At 62.2% G+C, this 25,079-nt stretch carries 22 protein-coding genes; 10 read left to right on the forward strand and 12 right to left on the reverse strand.

The window, feature by feature from the left end; genetic code table 11:
- Positions 1 to 35 precede the first annotated feature (35 nt).
- The 11 genes from AC1DPF_RS11065 to AC1DPF_RS11115 form a co-directional block, all read right to left on the reverse strand.
- Complete coding sequence (locus tag AC1DPF_RS11065) at positions 36 to 320, reverse strand: DNA -binding domain-containing protein (protein WP_477961483.1); 285 nt, start codon at positions 318 to 320, stop codon at positions 36 to 38.
- Positions 321 to 570: 250 nt separating this feature from the next.
- A complete protein-coding gene (locus AC1DPF_RS11070; protein WP_477961271.1) occupies positions 571 to 756 on the reverse strand; it encodes a transcriptional regulator domain-containing protein in 186 nt (61 codons plus the stop codon).
- 10 nt (positions 757 to 766) lie between these two features.
- Positions 767 to 1,603, reverse strand: a complete 837-nt coding sequence (locus tag AC1DPF_RS11075; protein ID WP_477961485.1) for a phytanoyl-CoA dioxygenase family protein — start codon at positions 1,601 to 1,603, stop codon at positions 767 to 769.
- Positions 1,604 to 1,629: 26 nt separating this feature from the next.
- Positions 1,630 to 2,235, reverse strand: coding sequence for an acyl-homoserine-lactone synthase (locus AC1DPF_RS11080; protein ID WP_477961274.1), 606 nt, complete (start codon positions 2,233 to 2,235; stop codon positions 1,630 to 1,632).
- Between the two features lie 69 nt (positions 2,236 to 2,304).
- A complete protein-coding gene (locus AC1DPF_RS11085) occupies positions 2,305 to 3,012 on the reverse strand; it encodes a LuxR family transcriptional regulator (RefSeq protein ID WP_477961276.1) in 708 nt (235 codons plus the stop codon).
- A 121-nt stretch (positions 3,013 to 3,133) separates the two neighbouring features.
- Positions 3,134 to 3,346 (reverse strand): hypothetical protein, encoded by a 213-nt coding sequence (locus AC1DPF_RS11090; protein ID WP_477961277.1) that lies wholly within the window; start codon positions 3,344 to 3,346, stop codon positions 3,134 to 3,136.
- Between the two features lie 262 nt (positions 3,347 to 3,608).
- Positions 3,609 to 4,742 carry a hypothetical protein gene (locus AC1DPF_RS11095; RefSeq protein ID WP_477961279.1) on the reverse strand — a complete coding sequence of 378 codons (1,134 nt, stop codon included), beginning with the start codon at positions 4,740 to 4,742 and terminating at the stop codon, positions 3,609 to 3,611.
- Positions 4,739 to 6,892, reverse strand: coding sequence for a S9 family peptidase (locus AC1DPF_RS11100; RefSeq protein ID WP_477961281.1), 2,154 nt, complete (start codon positions 6,890 to 6,892; stop codon positions 4,739 to 4,741). The genes AC1DPF_RS11095 and AC1DPF_RS11100 overlap by 4 nt, the downstream gene beginning before the upstream one ends.
- Positions 6,893 to 6,954: 62 nt before the next feature.
- Positions 6,955 to 9,840, reverse strand: a complete 2,886-nt coding sequence (locus AC1DPF_RS11105) for a TonB-dependent receptor plug domain-containing protein (RefSeq protein ID WP_477961283.1) — start codon at positions 9,838 to 9,840, stop codon at positions 6,955 to 6,957.
- A 123-nt stretch (positions 9,841 to 9,963) separates the two neighbouring features.
- Complete coding sequence (locus AC1DPF_RS11110; RefSeq protein ID WP_477961284.1) at positions 9,964 to 10,665, reverse strand: alpha/beta fold hydrolase; 702 nt, start codon at positions 10,663 to 10,665, stop codon at positions 9,964 to 9,966.
- A 32-nt stretch (positions 10,666 to 10,697) separates the two neighbouring features.
- Positions 10,698 to 12,107, reverse strand: a complete 1,410-nt coding sequence (locus AC1DPF_RS11115; protein WP_477961286.1) for an MFS transporter — start codon at positions 12,105 to 12,107, stop codon at positions 10,698 to 10,700.
- Between the two features lie 19 nt (positions 12,108 to 12,126).
- On the opposite strand from AC1DPF_RS11115, the gene AC1DPF_RS11120 reads away from it, so the two are divergent.
- The 10 genes from AC1DPF_RS11120 (at position 12,127) to AC1DPF_RS11165 (ending at position 23,972) form a co-directional block, all read left to right on the forward strand.
- On the forward strand, positions 12,127 to 13,035 hold the full coding sequence (locus tag AC1DPF_RS11120) for a LysR substrate-binding domain-containing protein (RefSeq protein WP_477961288.1): 909 nt from the start codon (positions 12,127 to 12,129) through the stop codon (positions 13,033 to 13,035).
- A gap of 326 nt (positions 13,036 to 13,361) precedes the next feature.
- Positions 13,362 to 14,483, forward strand: a complete 1,122-nt coding sequence (locus tag AC1DPF_RS11125) for an NAD(P)/FAD-dependent oxidoreductase (RefSeq protein WP_477961290.1) — start codon at positions 13,362 to 13,364, stop codon at positions 14,481 to 14,483.
- Positions 14,473 to 14,805 carry a (2Fe-2S)-binding protein gene (locus AC1DPF_RS11130; protein ID WP_477961292.1) on the forward strand — a complete coding sequence of 111 codons (333 nt, stop codon included), beginning with the start codon at positions 14,473 to 14,475 and terminating at the stop codon, positions 14,803 to 14,805. Before AC1DPF_RS11125 ends, AC1DPF_RS11130 begins: the two co-directional genes overlap by 11 nt.
- Complete coding sequence (locus AC1DPF_RS11135; protein WP_477961294.1) at positions 14,802 to 16,214, forward strand: FAD/NAD(P)-dependent oxidoreductase; 1,413 nt, start codon at positions 14,802 to 14,804, stop codon at positions 16,212 to 16,214. Before AC1DPF_RS11130 ends, AC1DPF_RS11135 begins: the two co-directional genes overlap by 4 nt.
- Entirely contained in the window at positions 16,207 to 16,560 is a 354-nt protein-coding gene (locus tag AC1DPF_RS11140) for a RidA family protein (RefSeq protein ID WP_477961296.1), read from the forward strand. The genes AC1DPF_RS11135 and AC1DPF_RS11140 overlap by 8 nt, the downstream gene beginning before the upstream one ends.
- A gap of 13 nt (positions 16,561 to 16,573) precedes the next feature.
- On the forward strand, positions 16,574 to 17,719 hold the full coding sequence (locus AC1DPF_RS11145; RefSeq protein ID WP_477961298.1) for a branched-chain amino acid aminotransferase: 1,146 nt from the start codon (positions 16,574 to 16,576) through the stop codon (positions 17,717 to 17,719).
- A gap of 6 nt (positions 17,720 to 17,725) precedes the next feature.
- Positions 17,726 to 18,355 carry a YitT family protein gene (locus AC1DPF_RS11150; RefSeq protein WP_477961300.1) on the forward strand — a complete coding sequence of 210 codons (630 nt, stop codon included), beginning with the start codon at positions 17,726 to 17,728 and terminating at the stop codon, positions 18,353 to 18,355.
- A gap of 91 nt (positions 18,356 to 18,446) precedes the next feature.
- Entirely contained in the window at positions 18,447 to 19,178 is a 732-nt protein-coding gene (locus AC1DPF_RS11155) for an ImuA family protein (RefSeq protein ID WP_477961302.1), read from the forward strand.
- Positions 19,099 to 20,658: a DUF6504 family protein gene (locus AC1DPF_RS11160; protein ID WP_477961304.1), complete on the forward strand. Its 1,560-nt coding sequence runs from the start codon at positions 19,099 to 19,101 to the stop codon at positions 20,656 to 20,658. Before AC1DPF_RS11155 ends, AC1DPF_RS11160 begins: the two co-directional genes overlap by 80 nt.
- On the forward strand, positions 20,655 to 23,972 hold the full coding sequence (locus AC1DPF_RS11165) for an error-prone DNA polymerase (protein ID WP_477961306.1): 3,318 nt from the start codon (positions 20,655 to 20,657) through the stop codon (positions 23,970 to 23,972). Before AC1DPF_RS11160 ends, AC1DPF_RS11165 begins: the two co-directional genes overlap by 4 nt.
- Here AC1DPF_RS11165 and AC1DPF_RS11170 read toward each other — a convergent pair.
- Positions 23,950 to 25,041: a hypothetical protein gene (locus tag AC1DPF_RS11170; RefSeq protein ID WP_477961308.1), complete on the reverse strand. Its 1,092-nt coding sequence runs from the start codon at positions 25,039 to 25,041 to the stop codon at positions 23,950 to 23,952. The genes AC1DPF_RS11165 and AC1DPF_RS11170 overlap by 23 nt on opposite strands.
- Positions 25,042 to 25,079 lie beyond the last annotated feature (38 nt).

The raw sequence follows: 25,079 nt of genomic DNA on the forward strand, positions 1-25,079 counted from the left end.
GAGAGAACACCAGTGTTGGCGGGTCGGTCGTGTAGTTAGCAGCGGGCCAAAATGGCGCGCGGTCCGGATCGGATCATCCGATCACCCGACGAGACCAGCCGCCGCACCAGTGACTTCCGGTGCTCGCCATCGCCCGGCCATTCGCCCGGGCCAAGCAGGCTGTCGGCCGTCTCGCGTAGGCTCGCGCCGGCATTTCGTGCGTCCACAGCCAACAAAGCGAAAAGCTGGCCAGCCAAACGGAGGTTACGCCGGTGTCGGATAGCTCCACGAAATATCCGGATCGCGGCAACCTGTGCTTCAAAACGCTCGTCGTCGGCCACTTCGAAGCGGAGCGTTGCCGGTCCGCAGTCAAGGCTGTCGCCAAACACGTCTAGCCGGACCGGCTCGCCGCGGCCGTCGATGACCAGATGTTCGAGACCGGGTCCTCGAACCAAACGGACCGAGGCCGATCGCGCATCGAACAGCGGCGCGCCATTTTCGCAGCTACGCGTTGCCCTGGCCGTGAGCACACACGGGTCGACGGCCGCCGACCACATGGGCAGAACATGAGCGCAGCTCTGGGCAGGATTCTCAGCGAAAGTGCAGCCCCCACTGCGCGACGAAGTCGGCGCCGGCCGCCGCGCCCGCATCGCGACTTGCCGGTAGTCCCGCATATGCCGCGCGATAGGCGGGATCGCGACGAAGCACCTCCCAGGCGAGCGCGGGACGTCCGCACCGGACAATGGCTTGATATGCCGCCGGATCTGGCACGCTCATCGCTCGCGCCTCAGCCCATCTCGCCCAGCTGGGACCGGACGAACATCTCCGCGGCCTCGGTCTGATCGGGGCGCAGCGCGTCGATCGCCGGCAAATGGTCGGGAACATGGTCGCCGAGCAGGATCGAAGGGCATTGCCCTTCGACATTGCCAAGGTTGGGCCGATGCTGGGCGTAGCCGACCAGCGATGCCAGCTCGGGCGAGAAGTGGCGTGCCACTTGGGGCGGGTAGACCAGCCATTGCAGCTCGAACGGCTTCAGCCAGCCGAGGCAGTAGCTGATGACGATGCCCCGCCGCGGTGCGGCGCTGGCGTTGCCGCCGCCACCGTGCAGGGTCGAGCCAAGGAAGATGAGAGCGTCACCCGGAGAAACGATCGGCACGACCGCTTCCTCCTCGGGCAGGACGGGTACGTCCTGGTCGAAGTGGCTTCCGGTCCATAGCCGCGTGCCGCCATTTTCGCGGGTGAAGGTTGCCAAGGGCCACATGACGTTGACGAGATATTCGAGGCCACCCTTCGGTCCCTGCCACATGTCCTGATCGCGGTGGGGAAGCTGCGGCAGAGCACCGGGGTGGATCTCGATCGCCTGGGTGAGATTGAGCGCGATCCGCTCGCACCATGGCAGGAGCATCTGCTCGACGATCTCGAGGATGAGCGGATGCATCGCGAGGTGCTTGACCGCGGGAGAGCGAGTCAGGAGCGAAGCGAAGCGCCTGGTCCGGTCGCCGTAGAAGGCGCCCTGACACAAGGGGGTCGCGGCGAAGCGCGGATCGAGATCCGCCTCGATCCCGGCGATCATACCCGGCTCGACAGCGCGGCCGAATACGCACCAGCCGTCGCGCGCGAGCATGCCGGCATGGCGATCGACGGCGGCGCTCACGCCGCCACCCGATCGGCGAGATCGGCATAGACCCCGGTCCAGCGCAGGCGTTCGGGCGTCTCCCGGTCGACATGGATGAGGAAGGCGCCGACCGGACCACCCGGTATCCGCACGGCGGGGCCGAGCGGTTCGGCCCGCCAGCCCATCGCCAGCACCTCCTTTCTGAACGGGTCGGGGATGAGGCCGGTGTAGCGCTCGATACCGCGTTCGAGTGCGACATCGACCATCGCGGTGAAGAGCATGTTGCGCAGCATGCGGCGGCGTTCGGCGCCGTGCCGCTGGGGCAGGCACAGCCGCGTACTTTCCCATGTCCGTTCGTCGGCCGGAACGCCGAGCGGACAGAGATGCGGGAAAAGCGTATCCAGCATGTGCGGCTGGGTGCTTGGGAACAGCCGGATGGATGCCGCGTGCGATCCGTCATGATCGGCCGCGATCAGGTAGATCGTATGGGTATTGTCGAACTGGTCCATCTCGTACCGACCGTCGACGACGGGCACGTCCCAGCCGAACAGGTCGACGAAGAGGCGCTTGCGATCGGCGAACATGGATTGAAGAAGCGGCCGGTTTTCCGGCGCCAGGTGGTTGTCGATGACATGGATCATGGGGTGCTCCCGGTCGTGGTTTCGCGCACGAAGGAAGCAGCGGGACGGTCCCCGAAATAGACCGAGTGATTACTCGGGTTGACGCCTCAATTCGTGCAGCCCGATCTCACCAGCGAGCACTGCGCTAACCACTAGCTCGGTTCGGTCATGGGCATCGAACAGGCGACGGGCTTCGGTGAGGTAACCGTCGACTGTCCTTGGCGTCAGTGCCAGGGCGCGCGCGATCTCCTTGTTAGAATATCCGCGCCCGGCAAGGACGACACAGTCGCGTGGCCGGGGGTGAAGTCTCGGCGGGATGGCGGGCAAGACAGGCCTAGCCGCGAGAAGTCGGCTCGCGGATTGGAATGCGAAGATTCCGATCATCTGGGCGGCGCCAAGATACCGGAAGGCCTGAGCGGGGCGCCGCGTTCCGGCGAAGGTGCACGAACCCATGCGATCGCCGAGGCGGACATAGGGAACGGTGATCCCCTCGTTCAGACCCGCGCGCTCGCCATGCTCGAAGCTGGCGCGATCCTGACGGTCGAACTGGATGAGGCGAGGCAGGTCGGACCAGAGGAAAGCACTGTCCGCGAAGATGCAGCCGCGAATGACGGGGTCCCGACGATAGCGCCGCTCGCCGACCAGCCGTTCAGAGATCGCGGCAGGGTAGTCTTTGAGATCGACGAGATCGGATCGGGGTGATCGCAGGTCATCATGATGGATCAGCGCGTAGTGCCGAAATCCCATCTCGCGCGTGACGGCTTCCATCAGACCGACCAACTCCTCGCGCGTAGCCACTGACCGCAGGGCGTCAACGACGAGGTGCGTCAGTGCCAAACAGAAGGGCTTGCGCGAACGAGCGAAGGCAGATGGCATGCGCTAACATCCTCAAACCCCCGTAGCTCCCCCGATGCGATTGTCAGGCGGTCGTCAGTGCCTTCTTGGCCCAGTTGATGAACCGATGAGTCGCATCGCGCGATTGCTGGATCGACGCGCGATACTCTGGATTGGAAAGGTCGATAGAAACCAAGGGCCAAGTGGAATGGTGCGCCGCCATCGCGGCGCGCATATCGTTGAACATGGCTCGAAATTTCTCCATTTCTTCCGGGTCGGCGAAGGCCGCGCCGGCCAAGTCGCCAATCTTCGAACGCTTTTCCCCCATAAGGCGTCGAAGCTCGACTCCGCGTCGACGGTTGGCGTCGAAGTTCTCGCCGCCCAGGTCGGCCGACTCCTGAACGATAGTCTGAAATTCCTCTACTGCGCAGTAGCTTGACCCGGGCGTCCATCATGGAGATCCCGTCTTAGCAAGCCAGTCGTGAACGCCGCCACACTGCCGGCAAATAGATATCCCGAGTGCGACGACGCCCCCTCCTGCGGCCGAAAGGCGTGGATGATCAGAAACCGGCGACATTACGCTTGATCCAGGCGATGACGAGATCAGCGATCTGAAGATTGTTGCGATCCTGCATTATCATGTGGCTATTCCCGTAGATCCCGATCTCCGGCGTGTGCAGGAGAGTCGCGTTCCCGCCGGCATCGTTCACTCGAGCTACGAAAGTCTGGCAGTCTTTGAGGAAGGGAAGCCAAACCGGGCCGTCAGCCTGGGGGGCATCGAGATGGTCCCCGTAGACGACTAGTACGGGAAACTTAGCCAGATCCTTGATCTGCTGCGGCGAATAGCCCGTCGAATTGCAACCACCGGGTTCGATGGCGACAAGCCCCTTGATGCCGCTTGCGTGGAGCAAGGCGACCTCGAACGGAAACCGGCCAGATTGCGAATGGCCGACCAGGACGCTGCCGCTCAGCCGCCCAACTAATTCCGCCAACGCCGCATAATTCGCCCTGTCCGAGGCGGGATCAGGCTGCAGGTCAGGAACGGCTTGCATCGCAAAGCGGTCTGCCGCCTCGGTAGGGAACTGAGAGTCGTCGAAGCTGGCCCCGGACGCGGGGCCGAAGCGAAAGCGCACCCAAGCTATATCATCGGCGATGCGACGGAAGTTTCGCTGACTCTCAGGAGGGGCGACCTTCCCACGGACGTCGTTGAACCCTGCCTGGTTGAAACCGGATCGGCCTCGGCCGACCTGATCCACGACATAGCTCGGAAAACCCTTTCTCGCGAAATACTCATACCACCCCATCCGGCCATCGGGCGTCGTTTCATATGTCTTGCCCGTGAGAGTGGCGCCGTGGATCATGATGATGGAGGGCGCTGGCGCGGCCTGCGGGATCAGGTACTCGACATACATCTGATCGAGGGAGACCGGTCCGCCCCGATACATGCCCGCCTCCAATGTGGTGAGCGTCTCCGTCCGACCTCCGACGAAAAAACTTCCTGTCGAGGAAAGCAAAAGGGGTTGGCTCGATTGCGCACGTTGCCCGGCCGCTTCGGTACGGGGCAACCCTGCCTCGTCGCCCCCCGTTGCGCAGGCGCATAGACAGAGCGCCATCGCGCAGACAAGCAACCAGCCCGCTTTACGGATGACGTGGGCACAGAGGACCGCTGCGGGTTTTGAGGCGGTTGCGATCATGGCTTGCTCGCGTTGCCACGGGCGCCCGCGCGCCTGTGAGCTAGGTTCTCGTCGAGGAAGCGTATCTGCTCGCTCCAGAGCCGTTCCCAACTGCTCTGGCGGATCATACGGTGGGCTTCGCCGGGCAGAACAACAGAGCGGACAGCCACACCGCGATCCGTCAGCTTCCGATCGAGATCCACGGTTTCGAGGACGTCAACACTCATGTCCTGATCACCGCTGAACAACAGAACCGGCGATTTCCAGCTATCGATCGCCGCGACCGGTGAGGCTTTCAAAGCGTTGGCCCACTGAGCCGGGCCGACGCCATATGCCTTTCCCGGGTAGGCCCGATCGGGAAGATTCGGAACGCGGCTCCAGTCGAAGAGACCGTGCACCGCGACTCCCGCCGAGAATAGATCCGAGTTCCGCGCCAGGGCGCTGGCGGCCAGAAAACCGCCATAGGATGAGCCCCATATTCCAATCCGCGYGGGATCGACGTCAGGTCTTGATGACAGCCACCGACCGGCGGCGAGAATATCCTTATAGTCGGAGGCTTCGCGCCAGGCGCGACCTTCGGCTTCACGAAACAGCCGCCCGTATCCCGTGCTGGATCGGAAATTCACGCTCAGCACCATATAGCCGAGTTCCGCCAGTCGGCGATTGATCGCGTAGTCGTAGGCGTAATAGCCTTGGTAGTGAAAAGCCGGGAACATTTGCTCCTTCGGTCCGCCGTGGGCGAACACGATTGCGGGATGGGCACCCGGACCGGCTGGCATGAACAACTGCGCCGAAAAACTTAAACCGTCCGCTGACGTCAGCTTGACGGTTTTTGGGACTGGATCGCTGAACCTGTAGGTGTAGCCGAATGTGGCCGCAGTCTCGCTAAGCAGCACGGCGCTGGTTCGTACATCGACGATCCGAAGGAGAGAGGGCGCGTCGGCACTTGCGCCTGCATAAGCGACCCAGCGCCCGTTGCCGACAGAGACCGCATTCGAAAAGACTACATCGGTGCTTTCGATCTGCCGCTCGGCCCCATTCGCGATATTGAAGGTCGAAATTTGACGTCGATCGAGGTCGCGGCAGTTGTGAACCACGAAGAGCCTGTCTCGTTCGACGAGCGAGCTCTCCGCCACTTCGCAATTCGGCGGGGTCAGGGCGCGCGGTGAGCCTCCCGCGCGTGAGATTGCGTATAGGCGTGCCCAGTTATCAGGTTCGGCTCTGAAAATGATTGTGCGGTCATCCGCCCAGCGCAAACCGGACGCATCATCATCCGGGATCTGAAGCCCCGCCCTGGTCGTCGAATGCCACAGGACGGTGGCGACGCCCGTCACCAGATCCATCGTCTCGAGCGAGACAGCCTCGTTCTCGTATTTGTCGACTACGACATTCTGCTCGCGAGCCGGCCAGCGGAAATAGGCGATCGTCTTCCCATCTGGCGAAAGCGCGGGCGAGCTGAGACGAGAAACGCCTGTTGTCAGCCACTTTATGCGATCGCTACCCAAATCATAGCGTCCGAGGAACGACCAGCCTCCGCGATCCTGCACGAAAAGCACGGATGCTTCCGTTGGTGACCAAATCGGATGCGCAAAGGATGCTCCGCCTGGGATAAGCACTGTCGGACTGGCTGGGGTGGTGGCGACTTTCGAAGCCCAAAGATCGCGACCGCGCCGAAAGGTGAGAAGCTGGCTGTCCGGCGTGAAGACAGGCGTGGTCCCAACCCCGATCTTGACGGGTCGGGCGCCGCTGCGTGCCCCGATGATCCAGACGGTCGCTTCGGGGGGAACGATCAAATTTGCGGGGTTGTAACCGTCATCTCGCCCAGCGATCGATGTTCCGGTTACGAAGGCGATATGAAGGCCGTTGGGCGAGATGCGGACGTCGGTGATGGGCTGACCATCTCGGTCCGATTGAACGAGCAGTTCAACAGGTTTGAAGCTAGGTGCGGTCGCGATCCTCAGCCTGGTCTGCTCCCCTTGATGGACCACCCACGCCACCGTTGGAGCGTCGGCCGCGCTCACGGCATAGACCATGGGAAACTGCAGGAAGCTGGCGTCGATCGTTGGCTCGGATGAAGCCGGAGTTGTGTACAACAATCCCAGAGCAATGGAGATTCCGCAGGCATTCTCAAGGATCGTCGCGGCCCGATATCTAGATCTCGTCGACTGCATACCTTCGCCCACTAAAAGGGAGTGCCGTGCTGGCAATACTTCGCCGGCACGGCACCAGATCACTACATTTTGAAACGAACTCCGAATCGGAAGCTGCGACCCAGGAGATCGTAAAGCAGCGGATTGACGCTCAGCGGAGCAGCGCCGATGGCGGGGCCAAACGCCACCTGAGCCGGATCCTTGTTCAGGATGTTGTCGACCGTCAGGAAGGCCTCGACCTGCTTCGTCAGCTTGGCGCTGATGCTCGTGTCGAAGTAGATGGCCCCGGGCAACTGATTGTTGTTGATGGTCTGATTGGCGACCGTAGAGGTGGGGCAGTTTGACGTGCATTCGACGTAGGACGTGTTGTAGACGCCCGCGCTRAAGCCTCGCGCAGTGACGGAGAAAGTCACGGGGTCGCGATCGTACGTCAGGTTCACGAGATAACGCCATTTCGGCAGGGTATTACGAAGAGTGCCGYTCACACCGTTCGTGCCGACATTATCAGTGGCGGGTGTGATGCCGTCGTTCGAATAGTTCTTGATGAACCGGGTCGCGAGACCGCGCAGGGTTAGCGCGCCCCCGAGCAGCGGTGTACGGTAGCTTGCTTCGAAATCGAGACCGCTTGCCTCCTGTTTGGCGACATTGACCGGCAGGATCGTGACCAGCGAGAGCGCGCCCGCGCTGTCCCGCGTAATCTGCGAACAGAGGGCCGTGTTGCCCTGGAAACACTGGTCTACGATCGCCTGACCATTTACGGTGGAAATAGCTCCCTTGATCTTGATGTCGTAGTAATCGACCGATGCCTGGAAGCCGGGAAGGAAGCGTGGCTGAACCACCGCGCCGATTCCGAGCGTGTCCGCGATCTCGGGCTTCAGGCCGAGATTTCCCTTCGTAACCTGTGGCACGGCGGCGCTGACATTGCCGCGGAAGCGGTCGATGATCGTCCCGAGGTTGTTGATACCAGCGGCGAACAGTTCCTGCAGATTTGGCGCCCGAATGTCGCGCGACCGTGTGAAACGGAAGGTCAGGTCGTCGACCGGCGAGTACGTGAGGCCCAGCTTCCAGGTCGTGACGTACCCAGAGGTGCTGTAGTCGGTAGCCCGGATTGCGCCGTTGAAGTCGAGACTTTTCGCGAACGGAATGTCCTTAGCCAGCGGAACGACCGCCTCGAAGAAGCCTTCGGTGACATTGAAGGATCCGAAGGTCGGGGTGTAATTGCCCGCGAAATACGGACCCGAGCCGCCGGCGGCCAGAACAGCCGCGCGGAGTGGATCGACGCTGCCTGACGTGGAGTCTTTGCGATGCTCGATGCCGGTTGCGATCGAGACAGGACCGGCCCAGGTCGAGAATGGCTCACCGCGCAAGGTGCCGGCGAGCACGTTTTCGCTCACTTTGGTCTTTCCCCATGCGAGGCCAGTGACGTAATCCACGGCCGCTTGGCTGTTGACTCCGGTGCCGAAGGCGTTGTACGGTACACAGCCGTTGTTGGGATTGGTCAGGGTCGAGCGGCAGACGATCACGCCGTTCGCGTTTCGAACGGAGTCGATCGCCCCAAGAAACCGCGATGTGACCGTCTGGAAGAAGTCGATGTAGATGTCATTGACTTGGCGCTGACCGTAAACGTCCCAGCTCCACTTGGAGCCAAGCGCATCGAAATCTCCCTTGGCTCCGATGGTGCCCACCCAAGACTGGCGGTTGGTGTGGGAGTAGAGCTTGCCGATGTCCTGGCTGAATGTTCCCAGGTTGAACGGAGCCGTCGCGCGGGGCGCGATACTGGCCGGGATAAAGGCGTTGTCCGGCTGAATGGTGATGTTGCCGAAATTGAACTGGTAAAGCGGGCGTGAGAACGTCGTCGCCCGATTGTAGCCGCCTTGTGCGAACACCTCGAGATGATCGGTCAGCTCGTAGCTCACGCGACCAAAAACGCTCTGTCGGCTGACTCTCGGATCGAGATCAGACGATGCGCCAAGATCTGAATAGAGATAGTCTCCGCCCACCATCGCGTTGCCGCTGACGATCGAGCCATAATTGAATTGCGCCGGCGTTCCGCCTGGACCGAAATAGGTGCCGCGCAGGGGCCCGGTCGTGATGATACCACCGGGAGTCGCAGTCGCGAAACCGGCATTCGGCAGATTCAGAAGCTGAGGCTGGCCATTGGTCGCCGTGTAGTTCGGATTAACGAACAGCAGCGAATGGTTATACCATTTGCGATCGCCGATGCTCTCGATACCGTCATTGTGCGTGATTTCGCCACTCAACAGGATGTGCCCGCGGTCGTCAGCGAATTTTGCGCCAGCGGTGAGCGACGCATTGTAGCTGCGGTCATCGCCATAGGTGGTGACGCCACCTTGGATCATCCCCTTCAAGCCCGTGAAGTCCTTGTCGAGCACGAAGTTGACGACGCCTGAAACCGCGTCCGAACCCCATTCCGCAGAAGCGCCGCCGGTTACGATATCGATGCGCTTCACCAACGCCTGCGGAAGCGTGTTAATGTCTACCAGGCCTCCGAGATTGGAGGGCGGCACCCGTCGGCCATCCAATAGCACGAGCGTCCGCGTCGCACCGAGGCTGCGCAGGTTGAGCGCGTTGATGCCGGTGAAGCCGGTTCCCAGAGATGCAATGTTGGCGCGCGGCGAGGTACTTGCCGACAGGGACGGGAGCTGGTTGACGAAGTCGGCAAGGTTGACGGGGGACCGTTTCGCGATCTCTTCGGACCCGACCACGGTGGTCGGCGTCGGCGCCTTATACCCGTCTCGAATGATGCGTGTACCGCTGACGATGATCTCGCTGGTCTCCACCGGCGCGGCCGCATCGGCGGAACTTGCATCTTTCGAACTCGTCGTCGCGGCTGTCGTATCTTGGGCGAATGCTGCCCCCGGGACTGCAAGGGCGATGACCATCACCAAACTCGCGCCGCCTAAGAACTTTGTTTTCGCCTGAACCGAAAAGCCTGGCCCCTTAGTCATGTTGTTTCCCCCCTCATGTGTTTGGAGGGTCTGATCGTGAGACCGCAACACCCTGTCCGTCAAAGTCGAAAAGTCGTGGGGTGTATTCTGTAAGTTATAGACTTCGCCAGCGTGTTGCTAGCGCTACAATTCCTCGACCAGCATCGCTGCCAGTGCCTCTGGCGCGTCGATCATGATGTCGTGCCCACAGTCGATCGAAGCGGTCTTCCACCCGTCCATCTCCCGAAGTTTATTGTAGGTCCTGTGGTTCGACACCGACTGATAGCGCGACGCCACGATGAAGGTCCGCCTTGAAACGAGATCCTCCTTCCCCGTGAAGCGCAGCTTCTGGATTAGAGTTCCAATGGGGTGCGGAGTGCACAGTGCGTTGACCCAGGCAACGTCATCTGGATTTACGTTGAACAGTGCGGCGTCAGGCGGTTCAACTGCAAGCCCGGTCGTGCCTGCGGCCCCGATGAGCGCCATCGCCCGCTCCGAGCCAACAATGTCAAAGCTCGATTGGCCGTCCTCTGGCACAAAAGCATCGAGATAGACCAGTGACCTTACGCGTTCGCCGATCTGCCCAGCCACACCGGTGAYCACCATTCCACCATAGGAATGACCACAAAGCACTACGTCTTCCAGCCCATGTGAATTGATCACTGCGACGACGTCGTCGATGTGCGTCGAAAGATTGATGCCTTGGGTGCCCAAATGAGCCAGCTCGCCGACGCCGCTCAGAGCTGGCGCAAAGACGATGTGGCCCATCTCCCGCAGACGATCGGCGACGCGTGAATAACACCAGCTCCCATGACAGGCACCTGGAACGAGTACGAAAATCCCCATGCGTCACTACCCATTCAAATGTCGAAAGGATGTCATGAGACCGTCGGACTGACCATGCCGCTCGATCCGGACATATCCTTGATCGTCATCACGACCGCGCACGATACGAGCAGCGATCCGACCAGAAGGCCGAATGTTAGGCTGAAAGAGCCGCCCGCGATGCCAATGAGATATCCGATGAGGATCGGCGATACGAAAGCCGCGATTTGGCCCGCCATGTTGATGAACCCACTCGCCACACCCATCAGCCGCCGGGGTACCGTATTCATCGGGAGAGCCCAGAAAGTTGAAAAAAAGAAGTTGAGAAAAAAGCCGGCCAAGGTTTGGCACGCTATCAGGACGAAAGAAGATGTGGCGAAATAGGAACAAAAAAGCAGCAGTGCCGAAGCGAGCTGGGACGCTATGATTGGAAGCTTGCGGCTGTTCTTCCAAAAGCGGTCGGACAGCCATCCACCGAGAATGCAGCCGACGGTACCGGCGACGAACGGCAGTGACGCGGCCAACCCCATCTGTAGCATCGAGAACCCGCGAGCCTTGACGAGGTAGGTCGGCAACCACGATGTGAAGCCCCAATACGTAATATCGTAGGCGAACAGCGCTAAAAAATATCTGATAATATTGGGCTGTTGGATCACTTCGCGCATCGACGTTCTGGCGGTTGGCCCCTCGGTCTTCGGCTCGCCTTCTTCGATCTCCATCAGCTCTGCTGCGTCGATATATTTGCTCTCCGCAGGGCCGTCGGCGACGAATAGCCAAAGAACTAAAGCGATGATGAACCCTGGCACAAACAGCACGTAGAAAACGTGGCGCCAGCCCCAAATGGACATAATACCAACGACAAAGAGCGGCGCCAGGGCCGCCCCAAGGGGCCCAGCGGCCATTTTGATTGCATTCGCCGTAGCGCGCTCCCGCTTCGGGAACCAGACCGCAATAGTCTTGAAGACGCAGGATGGAAAAACACCCTCGCCCAGCCCGAAAATGAAGCGGGCGAGAAGCATCTGCGTGAAATTTGCGGCAGCCCCTGTCAACGCCGTGAACGCTGACCACCAAAGCAGTGAGATGGTCGCGACCCGGCGCACGCCGAAACGGTCAGCCAGCATGCCGCCTGGTATTTGTGAGATGGAATAGCTGGCAAAGAACGCGCTCAGAACCATTCCGCTCTGCCAGGGTGAGAGGTGAAACTCCTCTGAGATATATGGCAGGGCAACCGACATGACTGTTCGGTCCATGAAGGACACGACCCACGCGATGGTGAGGACCGACAGAACTGAATATCGCGCTCGCCATCGTCGCGATCTTTCCATCAGGCCACCTTCCTCAAACACCGAACGACAGGAGGATGGCCGTACGGCGATGATGTCAGCCCTCGGGTGCACTCCTCCACGATTGACGAAGCGTATGGGCTTATGGTCTATTTCGTCTATGTCCAAAATCAGCACCATCTATTCCTGAGGTTATAGCATGCCGCGTCCGATTAATCTCCGGCAAATTGAGGCGTTCAAGGCGCTGATTGAAAGCGGAACGGTCAGCGGCGCCGCCGATCTCGTCGGGCTCTCCCAACCGGCAGTAAGTAAACTGATTGCGAATCTGGAATTCGATGCAGGTGTCAGTCTGTTCGATCGCGTGAAGGGCAGGCTTGCCCCCACGGCCAACGCCATGCGGCTTTATGATGAAGTCGGACGCATCTTCGCAGGCGTTCGGCAAGTGCAGAACGCCCTTGATGCCATTCGCCGGGAAGAACAGGGCCGTTTGGCCGTGGGCGTCATGCCCGCGCTGAGCGGCTCGTTCATTCAACGCGCCACGTCGCGGTTCTTAGATGTATCTCCAGACGTATTCTGCTCCGTTCAGACGCTAAGCTCTCAATGGATCATCGACCTATTGATTGCCCGGAAGATCGATGTCGGCCTGGTAGATGGAGGGATCGAGAATCCCTACGTCACGCATGATCCGCTGATGACGCACCCTCTCGTTTGCGTCATGCCGCACGACCATCCATTGCGAAAGAAGTCGAAGATCAAAGCGAAGGATCTTGATGGAGTGCCTTTTGTCGCGCTCCACCGCGACACAAATCTTGGCTTGCGAGTTGAGAGCATGTTCGAGGAGCAGGGCGTGAGGCCAAACGTCGGCATCATCTCGAACGCTACCCAAACGATCGCCGAATTTGTGGCAGCAGGACGAGGCGTTTCCCTCGTGCACCCGCTGATGATTAGCGGGCTAGAGGACCGGATCATTGCTCGGCGCTTCGAACCGGAAATACCCTATAATTTCCAGCTCTGCCGGAGTGCCGACAGTCGCAATACCCGGCTGGTCGACGCATTTGTGGAGGAGCTTCGCAACATGACGAATGAGATTTCGTCCTCGATGCTGTAGGCCTTCGCGATCTGGAGACCCGGCCGCTAGGTCAGCTCGGCCTAGCCGCGTTACGCCGGGCGACGACGCCAACAGTGGCAACGTCGCCATTTCGCACTAGTCTCTATAATTTTTAGAATACCATCCCCGTTTTTTCGACTTGGACGAATATCAGCGCGCCGCCTAGCCCTTCATCGGAAGGGGGAATCTTCGGTGGATGCACTCAATGACTGGATGGGCACTTTTAGCAGTCGGCGGCGAAAGGCCGACGATCCGTTGATACGTCCTACTGGTGACTTGGGACAAATAAGTCGCTTTAGTCGGAACCCCAAATGAGCGGTCAACGGATGATCGTGATCGGAGGGGGGCTGGTTGGCGCCGCCATTGCTTATGGCGCGGCGCGTGAGGGGCTCAGCGTTCGCGTACTTGACCAGGGCGACAGCGCTTTCCGCGCCTCTCGCGGAAACTTCGGCCTTGTATGGGTTTCCAGCAAGGGCGCCGAGATGCCCCGTTATGCTGCTTGGAGCCGAGATGCGCTGAAGCTCTGGCCCGGCCTTCAACGCGAACTGCTGGACCTCACCGGCGTCGACGCTGGCCTTCGGCAGGTCGGAGGTTTCTGGCTCGGCTTCAGCGATAAGGAAATGAAGGCGCGTTACGAACTGCTGAGTGGCATCAGTCGGTCGGTCGACGGAATTCCATTCAAGATGATGGAGCCGTCGGAGTTGCGACAATTTCTACCTGGGCTCGGTCCCACCGTCGCAGGCGGAAGCTTCTGTGAACTCGACGGTGACGCGAACCCGTTGCTGCTTCTGCGCGGCCTGCACGCCGGGCTCCTTCAGAAGGGCGCTGACATCGTCTCCGGTGTCGATGTCGTCGAGGTGCGCTACGACCATTCAAATGGCCTGTTCGAAGCACTCGCCGCCGACGGCCAGCGCTGGCAGGCGGAGCGTCTCGTCCTCGCTGCGGGCTTGGGCAATGCTCGCCTCGCTCCGCAGGTGGGATTGCATGCGCCGGTCAAGCCGAGCCGGGGCCAAGTGCTGATTACCGAACGGCTTCAACCGTTCCTCAACTACCCGATGAACAAGCTTCGTCAGACCGTCGAAGGCAGCGTACAGATCGGATCTTCGACAGAAGACGTCGGCTTCGACGACGGCACGACCACCGATGTCATCGAAAGGCAGGTGAATCGGGCTGTCGCCGCTTTCCCTGCGCTCGCGAGGGCCAGGCTTGTTCGCGCCTGGGGAGCACTGCGACCTTTGGCGCCTGATGGATACCCAATCTACCAGGAGTCTGAAACTTGTCCCGGAGCCTTTGTGGCGACGAGCCATAGCGGCGTGACCCTCGCTGCTGCGCATTGCTTTGTCCTTGGACCGTGGATGGCGGGTCTGTCGCAGACGCCCCCAGATTTTTCGGACTTCCGAGGCGAGCGCTTTCTGGATCCGAGCAAGAGCTTCTCCCATGCCCATTGAGCCACTGTTCTCCATTTCCGAGCAAGGTTCGGCCGAGCTCGTAACCTTCACGTTCGACGGGCGAACGATCACCGCGCCGAACGGAATCAATATTGCCGCAGCTCTGCTTGTCGGTGGCGTTAGCGACTTCAGGGCAAGCGTTGTCGGGCATGACTCGCGGGGGCCTTATTGCATGATGGGCGTGTGCTTCGAGTGCCTCGTTGAGGTCGATGGCGTTCCCGCACGACAGAGCTGCCTGATTCCCGTCCGCGAGGGAATGCAGGTGCATCGGCAGGACGGCGCCGCAAGCCTCGGCGCCCCCGATTTGGGGGATAATCCATGAGCGTTGCCGAAGCAGACATCGTCATAATCGGCGCTGGGCCGGCAGGAATGGCCGCGGCATGCGAGGCCCGTGCGCTTGGACTTTCCGTCGCAGTGGTTGATGAGCAACCTGACGTTGGCGGACAAATCTACCGCAATGTTGCAGAAGCTCCAGAAGCGCGTTCGGCCATTCTCGGTCCCGATTATGCCGCGGGCCGGAGGCTGGCTTCGGATTTCCGGGCCAGCGGCGCTCTCCATATCGGCGGTGCGATTGTGTGGAACGTCACGACCGACGGAACGATCGACTATGTTCATGAGGGTCGTACCCGGAAGATCGAGGGGAAATACGTCATTCTCGCCAGCGGCGCGATGGAGCGGCCGTTTCCGATAGAAGGCTGGACGCTGCCGGGTGTCATGGGAGCGGGCGCTGCACAAATATTGCTCAAGGGTTCCGGGGCGCTACCCACGAATCCGGTCGTTCTCGCCGGCTGCGGGCCGCTCTTATATCTTCTTGCCTGGCAATATATTCGCGCGGGTGCTCGCATCGCAGCGCTCGTCGATACCACAGCGACCGCCGATTATGTTCGTGCCATGCGCCATTTGGTGGACGCCGTTCGCGGCTGGAAGGACCTAACGAAAGGCCTTGGACTGCTATCGGTCCTGCGAAAGAGTAACATTCCGGTCTATTCCGGATGCACAAATCTGGCGATTGAGGGCACTTCGAAGGTCGAGGCACTCGCGTTCCGACACCGTGGCTACCCAGTGCGCGTTCCGACATCGCTGTTGCTGATCCATCAGGGCGTGGTTCCAAACACTCAGCTCAGCTGGGCGGTCGGCGCGGAGCATCGCTGGAATGCGGGCCAACTGTGCTGGGAGCCAGTTACCGACGAATGGGGAAGGCTGGAAGGTACGCGGCTTTACGTGACCGGCGATAGCCGCGCCATCGTTGGGGCGCAGGCTTCGGCAGCGCAGGGGCGACTTGCGGCCCTATCGATTGGTGAACAGCTTGGAATCGTGACTGAACTCGCAAAACGCTCGGCACCAGGTCGCGCCGAGTTGAGCCGCTACACGGCAATACGGCCGTTTCTGGACGCACTGTATCGCCCGAAGGACGAAAACAGGATTCCGCAGGGCGACGATGTCATCGTCTGTCGGTGCGAGGAGGTCACCGCTGGTCAGATCCGCACCTATGTCGAGCTTGGTTGCCAAGGGCCAAATCAGACGAAGGCGTTTGGACGTTGCGGGATGGGACCATGCCAAGGCCGATTCTGCGGCCTGACAGTAACCGAGACCATCGCGCGCGAGCGGGGCCTCGAGCCTTCTGCGGTTGGCTATTACCGCATCCGACCGCCAATCAAGCCGGTCCTGCTCGGCGATTTCGCCGAACTGCCGCGAGCAATTTCACTTTCACCGGAGACGACAGATGACTGACATAGTGCGCCTGGAAACGGATGCGCGTCGCAGCAGGGCCGTAATCTACAACGGGATCGTGTTTGTGGGTGGCATGGCCGCCGACGACCGGACGCAGGACATCAAGGGACAGACTGAACAGGCCTTAGCTAGAGTCGAGAAGTATCTTGCCGACGCAGGATCCGACAAAAGCCGGCTTCTGTCGGCACAGATTTGGCTGAAGGATATCGCGCGCGACTTCGACGGCATGAATCAGGTTTGGAACGCCTGGACGGCCCCGAATGCCGCCCCGACGCGTGCCACCGCGCAATGCGAGATGGGCGCGCCGGACGTGCTCGTCGAAATCATTGTGACCGCCGCAGCCTGACATGGAGATATCTATGACGGGGGGAAATTCGATCGCCGGCGTGCCGACCGTCGCCACTGTCTCGGTGGATGCGGACGCTCTCCCTTTTGTAATCGAACCGAGCGCGTCGCGTCTGGCGGCGAGCGAGCGCGACTTGCTTCTGGCTGCGCCGAGCTTCGGGGCCGCATTCAGCGATCATATGGCGACGGCGATTTGGTCCCGAGGCACGGGCTGGCACGACGCAAAGGTACAGGCTCGCCAACCCTTTCAGATCGATCCCGCCTGCGCTGTCCTGCATTACGCCCAGGAAATATTTGAGGGCATGAAAGCCTATCGGGGCGAGAACGGTGGGATAAGCTTGTTTCGTCCTGAACAGAATGCTCGTCGGTTCAACGCGTCCGCGCGGCGAATGGCAATGCCGGAGATGCCCGAGCAACTCTTCATTAATGCGGTCGAAGCCTTGGTGACGATCGACCGGGACTGGGTGCCTGCCGGCGAAGGCAGCCTTTACCTGCGTCCTTTCATGTTTGCCTCGGAAGCATTCCTCGGTGTCAGGCCAGCCGACCGCTTTACCTTCTGCGTGATCGCTTCGCCCGCTGGCGCTTATTTCAAGAGCGGCAAGTCGGCTATTTCCATCTGGGTTTCCGATCATCTCAATCGCGCCGGACCGGGTGGCACGGGCGCCGCCAAGTGCGGCGGCAACTATGCAGCGAGCCTGCTGGCGCAGGCCGAGGCTTACGAGCACGGTTGCGATCAGGTCGTGTTTCTCGATGCTGTCGAGCATCGTTGGGTGGACGAGCTCGGCGGCATGAACCTCTTCTTCGTATTCGACGACGGTCGGGTGATCACTCCGCCGCTCACAGGTACGATTCTGCCAGGCATCACGCGCGCATCGATTATCGAATTGCTTCGGCAGAGGGGGGTGGACGTCTCCGAGGAGGGGTATGCGATAGACCAGTGGAAGGCGGACGCTGAGTGCGGTCGACTTCGTGAGGCATTTGCTTGTGGTACCGCAGCAGTCGTGACGCCGGTAGGAGCGCTTAAAGGCTCAGACGGCGAATGGGCGATCGGCGGTGGTCAGGGAGGCGTCTTGACCAAAAGCATTAAGGCCGAGCTTGTCGGAATCCAACGCGGCTTGGTGGAAGCGCCTTCCGGTTGGATCCGTCCGATCGCCGGCTAGGTCACCGTGCAGGCTCCCAAGCGGACCTCGGCCTACAATCTTTGGGAGGATCTCTACGGGCTGGGCATTGCCAGCCTGCTGATCTCCGTTGGCGCGAGCATGCTTCATGCCGCTCGACTGACGACGGGTGGAACGGTCGGCGTGTCGCTCGTCCTCGCGCAAGTGTCTCAGCTGCCTTTTACGCTGCTTTTCTGCGCGATGAATCTTCCCCTGTTCGCCGTCGGGTTACGCACACTAGGTACGACGTTCTTTTTCAAGTCCCTTGGGGTTACGATCGCTACGGCCGTGATTTCGGCGCTAATCCCGCGGTGCATCGGATTTACCATTGCACCGTTGTTTGCGGCAGTGGCCGGCGGCACAATCGTCGGCATGGGTGCCTTGGCCTCGGCGCGACACGGGGCAGCCGCCGGTGGCACACTGGTTGTCGTACTATGGCTCCAGCGTCGTTTTGGCATGAACGCCGGTTTTGTGCAGTTGTTGATAGATCTGACAATCGTCTTGGCCTCGGTCGCCGTTTTGGGACTCGCCGCAGCTGCGCAAAGCTTGATTGCGATCTTTGCGACGGACGCAATGATCGCGACCTGGTACCGCCCCCGACGCGAAACTGCCGGCGTGGAGGCACTCGGCCCTCCCTAGACACTGCACGGCCGATCGTCGTGCTTGACTCAGAAGGGCAATAAAGAACAAACTAGGAACGTCGTGCCGATTCCCGAGTCTGTTCAACCATATGCGAAGCCAAGTCGTCCTCGATTCACTGCGTGCGCGCGTCGCGCTGATCGAGGGCGCGGGTGTTCGCTATGCAGCAATACCGTTCGGCATTGATGATGTGGATCTCCGCTTACCGGGTGGAGGCATCGCAGCTGGCGCGCTGCATGAAATAGCCGGAAGTCCAGAACTAGCCGACGATGCGAGCGCAACGATCTTCCTCGCCGGCATCCTCGCACGCGTCGCCGGGCCAGTCTTCTGGTGCCTGCGCTGGCGCGACCTCTTCGCGCCGGCGCTCCATCTGGCGGGCCTACATCCCGACCGGGTGATCCATGTCGAGGCCGGCAGCGACACCAATGTCCTGCTCGCGATGGAGGAGTGCCTGAGGCACAGTGGCCTTGCCGGCGTGGTCGGAGAAGTCTCCAAATACACGACGACGGCGTCGAAGCGGCTCCAGCTCGCTGCCGAGAGTTCGGGTGTCGCCGCCTTCGTGTTTCGCCGGGCCTCGAAAATCGAGCAGGCGGCCGAAGGCACGGCGGCTGTGACGCGCTGGCGCATCACGGCATTTCCGAGCGAGAACCTGGGTATTCCGAGCCTGGGGCGACCGCGCTGGAACGTGGCGCTGGAGAGGGTACGCGGCGGCAACCCGCACGCGTGGATTGTGGAGGGCTGCGATGCGACGGGTCGCATCGGTCTATCTTCCGCACTGGTCGACAGACCGGTTGCGGCGGACGACCGCAAATTCGTCGCCTGACCGTTGCGACGCCCCTGCGCTCGACCGGCCCCTGGTCACGGCGATCCCGGACCACGGGCGGCGCATCATCGCTGCGGTCGATGATGCTGCGCGGGCCCTCGGCATTCGTCCTGGCCTGACCGTCATGCAGGCGCGGTCGTTCGCCCCCGAACTGGACGTCGTGGATGCCGAGCCGGAAGCCGACTTCGAAGGCTTGCGCCGTCTCGCGCTCTGGGCAGGCCAGCGATACTCGCCATTCGTTTCGCCAGATGCGCCAGACGGCATCTGGCTCGATATCACCGGATGCGCCTCGCTGTTCAGCACCGAGAAGGCGCTGCTGAAAGATCTCCATCGCCGGATCGCGGCGTTCGGCCTGTCGCTGCAGATCGCCGTCGCCGATACCGCGGGCTGCGCGCATGCCGTGGCGCGCTATGTGCCGGCAGGGCGTCCGGTGACGATCGAGCCGGGAGACCAACGCAAGGCCATCGCCCTGCTGCCGATCGCAGCCCTGCGTCTGGCCGCCAGCGACGTCGAGGGCCTGCGCAAGCTCGGCTTCGAGCGGGTCGAGCAGCTGATCGGCGCACCACGCGGCCCGCTCGCGAAGCGCTTCGGGCGCGATCTCCATCGCCGCCTCGACCAGGCCCTTGGCAACATACCCGAACCAATCGATCCGATCTTTCCGGAGCATGTGCCGCGTGCGCGGCGAGGATTCATGGAGCCGATCGCAACGCCCGAAGCCTTTGCAAAGGTGATCGGCGATCTGGTCGGCGACGTCGTCGAGCAGCTTGGCCGCATCGGCAAGGGCGCGCGCCGGCTCGACTGCTACTTTCACCGGGTAGATGGCCATACCCAGGCGATCCGCATTGGCACGGCTGCGCCCTCGCGCGACGTGCGCCACCTCGCCAAACTGCTTTGCGCGAGGATCGAGACCGTCGAACCGGGACTTGGCATCGAGGCGATGACGCTGGTGACGCCGCTGATCGAGGCCATTGCAGCCCAGCAAGGCGAAGGGCTGGAGAGCCTCGGCCGGCGCGGGCCTGATCTGCTGGCGTTGGTGGACGCTCTCGCCAATCGGTTCGGTCAGCGCTCCCTTCACCGCAGCGGACCGCAGTCCAGCGCGATGCCCGAGCGCTCGATTGCCCTGTCGCCAGCGCTCGGCAAGCCGAATGGCGCCGCGTGGGACGTCGACCTGCCGCGGCCGTCACGGATGCTTGAGCGCCCCGAACCGATCGAAGTGATCGCGCTGCTTCCCGACGACGCGCCACGCATGTTCATCTGGCGCCGCAAGCGATATCGGGTGACGCAGGGCGATGGGCCCGAGCGCCTGCATGGCGAGTGGTGGCGCGAGAGCGGACATGAGGCCGGCACGCCGCTGGCCGTCCGCGACTATTACCAGGTCGAAACCGAGACCGGCGGCCGCTACTGGCTGTTCCGGCTCGGCGACGGGACAAGCCATGGCACCGGCAACATGCGCTGGTTCATCCACGGCGCCTTCCCATGATTGGCGACGCACCCAGCTATGTCGAGTTGCAGGTTACGACCCATTTCAGTTTCCTGCGGGGTGCCTCCTCGCCCGAGGAACTGTTCGCCGCGGCTGCGCTGCTTGGCCTGCCAGCGCTGGGCGTCGTTGACCGCAATTCGGTGGCCGGCATCGTTCGCGCGTGGGACGCGGAGAAGACCACGGGCGTCCGGGCGATCATCGGTTGCCGGCTCGACCTCCTCGATGGCACCGCGCTTCTGGTCTATCCGACCGACCGCGCCGCCTATGGTCGCATGTGCCGGCTGCTGAGCGTCGGCAAGGAACGCGCCGGCAAGGGCGCGTGCCATCTCGATTGGAACGATGTCGAGCAATGGCAGGAGGGCTTGCTCGCCATGCTGGTGCCGGACCGCGCCGACGCCGTCGCCGAGGCGGCGCTGGCGCGCACCCGGCGTATCTTCGGGGATCGCGCCTACATGGCCTTGTCGGTCCGTCGTCGCCCGCGGGACGCGATCCGGCTGCGCGACCTTGCCGCCATGGCCGCCGCCGCGCGCGTGCCGACCGTCGCCACCAACGACGTGCTCTACCATTCCCCCGAGCGCCGCCTGCTGCAGGACGTCGTCACCTGCATCCGCGAGAAATGCACGATCGACGAGCTTGGCGACCGGCGCGAACGGTTCGCCGACCGATACCTGAAGACCGGCGAGGAGATGGAGCGGCTGTTCCGCCGCTACCTCAAGGATGCGTCGCCGGTCGCGCGCAGCGTCGAGCTGGCGACGCGTTGCACCTTCAGCCTCAAGGAACTGCGCTACCAATATCCCGACGAGATCCGCGTTCCCGGCCGAACCCCGCAGCAGGAGCTGGAACGGCTGACCTGGGAGAAGGCCCCGGATCGCTATCCCGACGGCATCGAGGGCAAGGTGCGCGATCAACTCGTGCATGAGCTGAAGCTCATCGCCGAGCTCGACTATGCGCCATATTTCCTGACCGTCCACTCGATCGTCGCCGAGGCGCGCCGGCGCGAGATCCTCTGCCAGGGCCGCGGATCGGCGGCGAACAGCGCGGTCTGCTATGTGCTGGGCATCACCTCGATCGACCCCGTCCGCTCCGAGCTGCTGTTTGAGCGCTTTGTCAGCGCTGAACGAAGAGAACCTCCCGACATCGACGTCGACTTCGAGCATGAGCGGCGCGAGGAGGTGATCCAGTGGATCTACGAGACCTATGGCCGCACGCGCTCGGCACTGACCGCCGTGGTCACGCGGTTCCGGTCGAAGGGTGCGGTGCGCGAGGTCGGCAAGGCGCTGGGCCTCAGCGAGGACATGACCGCCGGCCTTGCATCGTCGGTGTGGGGCTGGAGCCGCGAGGGCGTCGAGGCGAAGCATGCCGAGGAGATGAACCTCGACCTTGGCGATAGGCGCCTTTCACTCACCCTCGATCTCGCCCGGACCCTGATCAACACCCCGCGCCATCTCTCCCAGCATCCCGGCGGGTTCGTGCTGACCCGCGACCGGCTCGACGAGTTGGTGCCGATCGAGCCCGCCGCGATGGAGGACCGCCAGGTCATCGAATGGGACAAGGACGATATCGATCTTTTGGGTTTCATGAAGGTCGACGTTCTCGCGCTCGGCATGCTGTCGTGCATGCGGCGCGCCTTCGAATTCCTCGAGAACGACAAGAGCATCAAGCATGACCTCGCCACCATCCCCGCCGAGGATCCCGCGACCTATGCGATGATCCGCAAGGCCGACACGCTCGGCGTCTTCCAGATCGAGAGCCGCGCGCAGATGGCGTCGATCCCGCTGATGGCGCCGCGCACCTTCTACGACCTTGTCATCCAGGTCGCGATCGTCCGGCCCGGGCCGATCCAGGGTGACATGGTCCATCCCTATCGTCGGCGGCGCAATGGCCAGGAGGAAGTCACTTACCCGACCGAGGAACTGCGCCGCGTGCTGGAGAAGACGCTCGGCGTGCCGTTGTTCCAGGAACAGGCGATGCGGGTGGCGATCGAATGCGCGGGCTTCACCGCGAGCGAGGCCGACCTGCTGCGCCGCGCGATGGCGACCTTCAAGCTCACCGGCGGCGTCTCCCATTTCCGGGACAAGCTGATCGACGGGATGGTGGGCCGGGGATACGACCGCGAATTCGCCGAGAAGACGTTCAAGCAGATCGAGGGCTTCGGCTCCTACGGCTTTCCCGAAAGCCATGCCGCCAGCTTCGCGCTGATCGCCTATGCCTCGAGCTGGATGAAATGCCATCATCCCGACGCCTTCTGCGCGGCCTTGCTGAACGCACAGCCGATGGGCTTCTATGCTCCCGCCCAGATCGTCCGCGACGCGAAGCAGCACGGCGTCGAGATCCGCCCGGTCGATGTCAACCACAGCCGCTGGGACTGCACGCTCGAGCCGGCGGGCAGCCGATACCTGGCCGTGCGCCTCGGGCTCCGCATGGTCCGCGACCTGTCGAACGACGATGCCGCGGCGATCGTGTCGGCGCGCGCCGGCACGCCCTATGCGAGCGTCGAGGAGATCCAGCGCCGGGCCGGGGTCGGCCGCGGCGCGCTCGACCGGATCGGCGATGCCGATGGCTATGGATCGCTCGGCAACAGCCGCCGCGAAGGCCTGTGGAACGTGAAGGGCCTTGGCCATGCGGCGCTGCCGCTGTTCGCGGCGGCCGACGAACGCGATGGCGCACTCCGCCAGGAAGCGATCGAACCGACGGTCATCTTGGCAGCCATGGGCGAAGGGGCCGAGGTGGTGGAGGATTATCGCGCCTCCGGCCTGTCGCTACGCGCCCATCCTCTGGCCTTCCTGCGCGACGAGCTACGCGCGCGTAAGATGATCACCTGCGAGCAGCTCCAGACCGTGAAGGACGGTCGCTGGATCGAGCTCGCCGGCATCGTGCTGGTCCGCCAGAAGCCGGGCTCGGCCAAGGGCGTCATGTTCATCACGCTGGAGGACGAGACCAATGTCGCCAACCTCGTGGTCTGGACCAACGTCTTCGAGAAGAACCGGCGCACCGTCCTTGGCGCCTCGATGATGGGCGTGCGCGGCCAGGTCCAGCGCGAGGGCGAGGTCATCCACGTCATCGCGCAGCGGCTCGACGACCTGTCGCCGCTGCTCGCCAACGTCGGCAACCGGTCCGACGTCGCCGATATCTACCGGGTGAGCCGCGCTGACGTCGTCAGGAACGCCATGCGGCCTGACCCGCGCGACCCGGCGGAGCCGACCCTCGGCAAGGCGCCGCGCGACATCTTCATTCCCGACCTGCGGCTGGGGTCTGGCATCATTCCCGGCCAGCCAACCGAAGGCATCAAGGTCAAGCCGCGGGATTTTCGGTAGTGCGCGAGGCACGCGCATGGTCGCGGATGAATTCGTTCTTGTCGTCAAACAGAAAGCTGATCTCGCCAGCGGCGATCCCGGCGACCACTTCCTCGGACGTTTTCCCGACCACCGGAGGAGGTGTCGGGAAGGCACCCGCCATCATGTGACCGAAGCCTTCACGATCGAACTTCGGGAACATCGGCACCGCGTCCGTCGTGCCACCAATCACCACCTGCTTTCGATCGGGCGACACGTACGTCCAGAAATTCGGGCGATTTATCATGTCCATGCTCGCCAGCGCGAAGTGGGCCGTCAGTTCGCGCGCCTGCACCGGGCTGACCGGTCCCGTTATCTTCTCCAGGATCCATGCGACGCGGTTTGCGGCGGCGCAGGAATCATCGAAGACCGCGATCATGCCCGTCTGTCCGAGCTGAAGGTACAACGTTTGGGCCTCGGTGAACGTGTGCAGGTCGAAATCGCCTTCACCGCCATCGACCGGGAAGACGAACATCGACCCTGCTGCCTCGGGTCGCACCTCGGCGCCGATGTGAAAGGCTCGAGCCACCGCATGCAGATGGTGCATGTGTTCCCAGACGTAGTCCGCCGAAATCGGGGCATCACCCTTACGTCGGTCGAGATGCATCTTCATCCAACGATCATTGAGATGCAGCTTGAGAAAGATGAGTGCCATCCAAGTGTAAGGCAGCAGCCCGCCGTTCGTGGCAATATGGTCTTGGATCGCGCCGGGTCCGGACTTCACCAAACGCGCCATGTCATGCTCGATGACCCGCGACATCTCGCTGTTGCACGGCTCGCAGCACGGGATCTTGTAATTGCCGTAGAGCGTTGGATTTCCGTTCGGGAGGGTGATCTTCAAGCTGTGCAGACCGAAGGCGCGGAGCACCCAGTTTGGGACGATATGTTCGTCATTGAAGGCGACATCCGCACGCGTGCGTCCGCAAATGAAGCAGGCCAGCCCTCCGCAGATGCTCGTCACGAAGTCGGGCCAGGAGAAGAGGAGAACCTCTCCGGCGTCGTTGCGGATCGTGACGTCGGTCGTGCCGGTGCGCGAAGGTTCTTGTGTCATCAAAATCCTCGCACGGTGGATGGCTGGCAGGCTCGCCG

The sequence above is a fragment of the Rhizorhabdus sp. P4_G6 genome, from assembly GCF_056401045.1.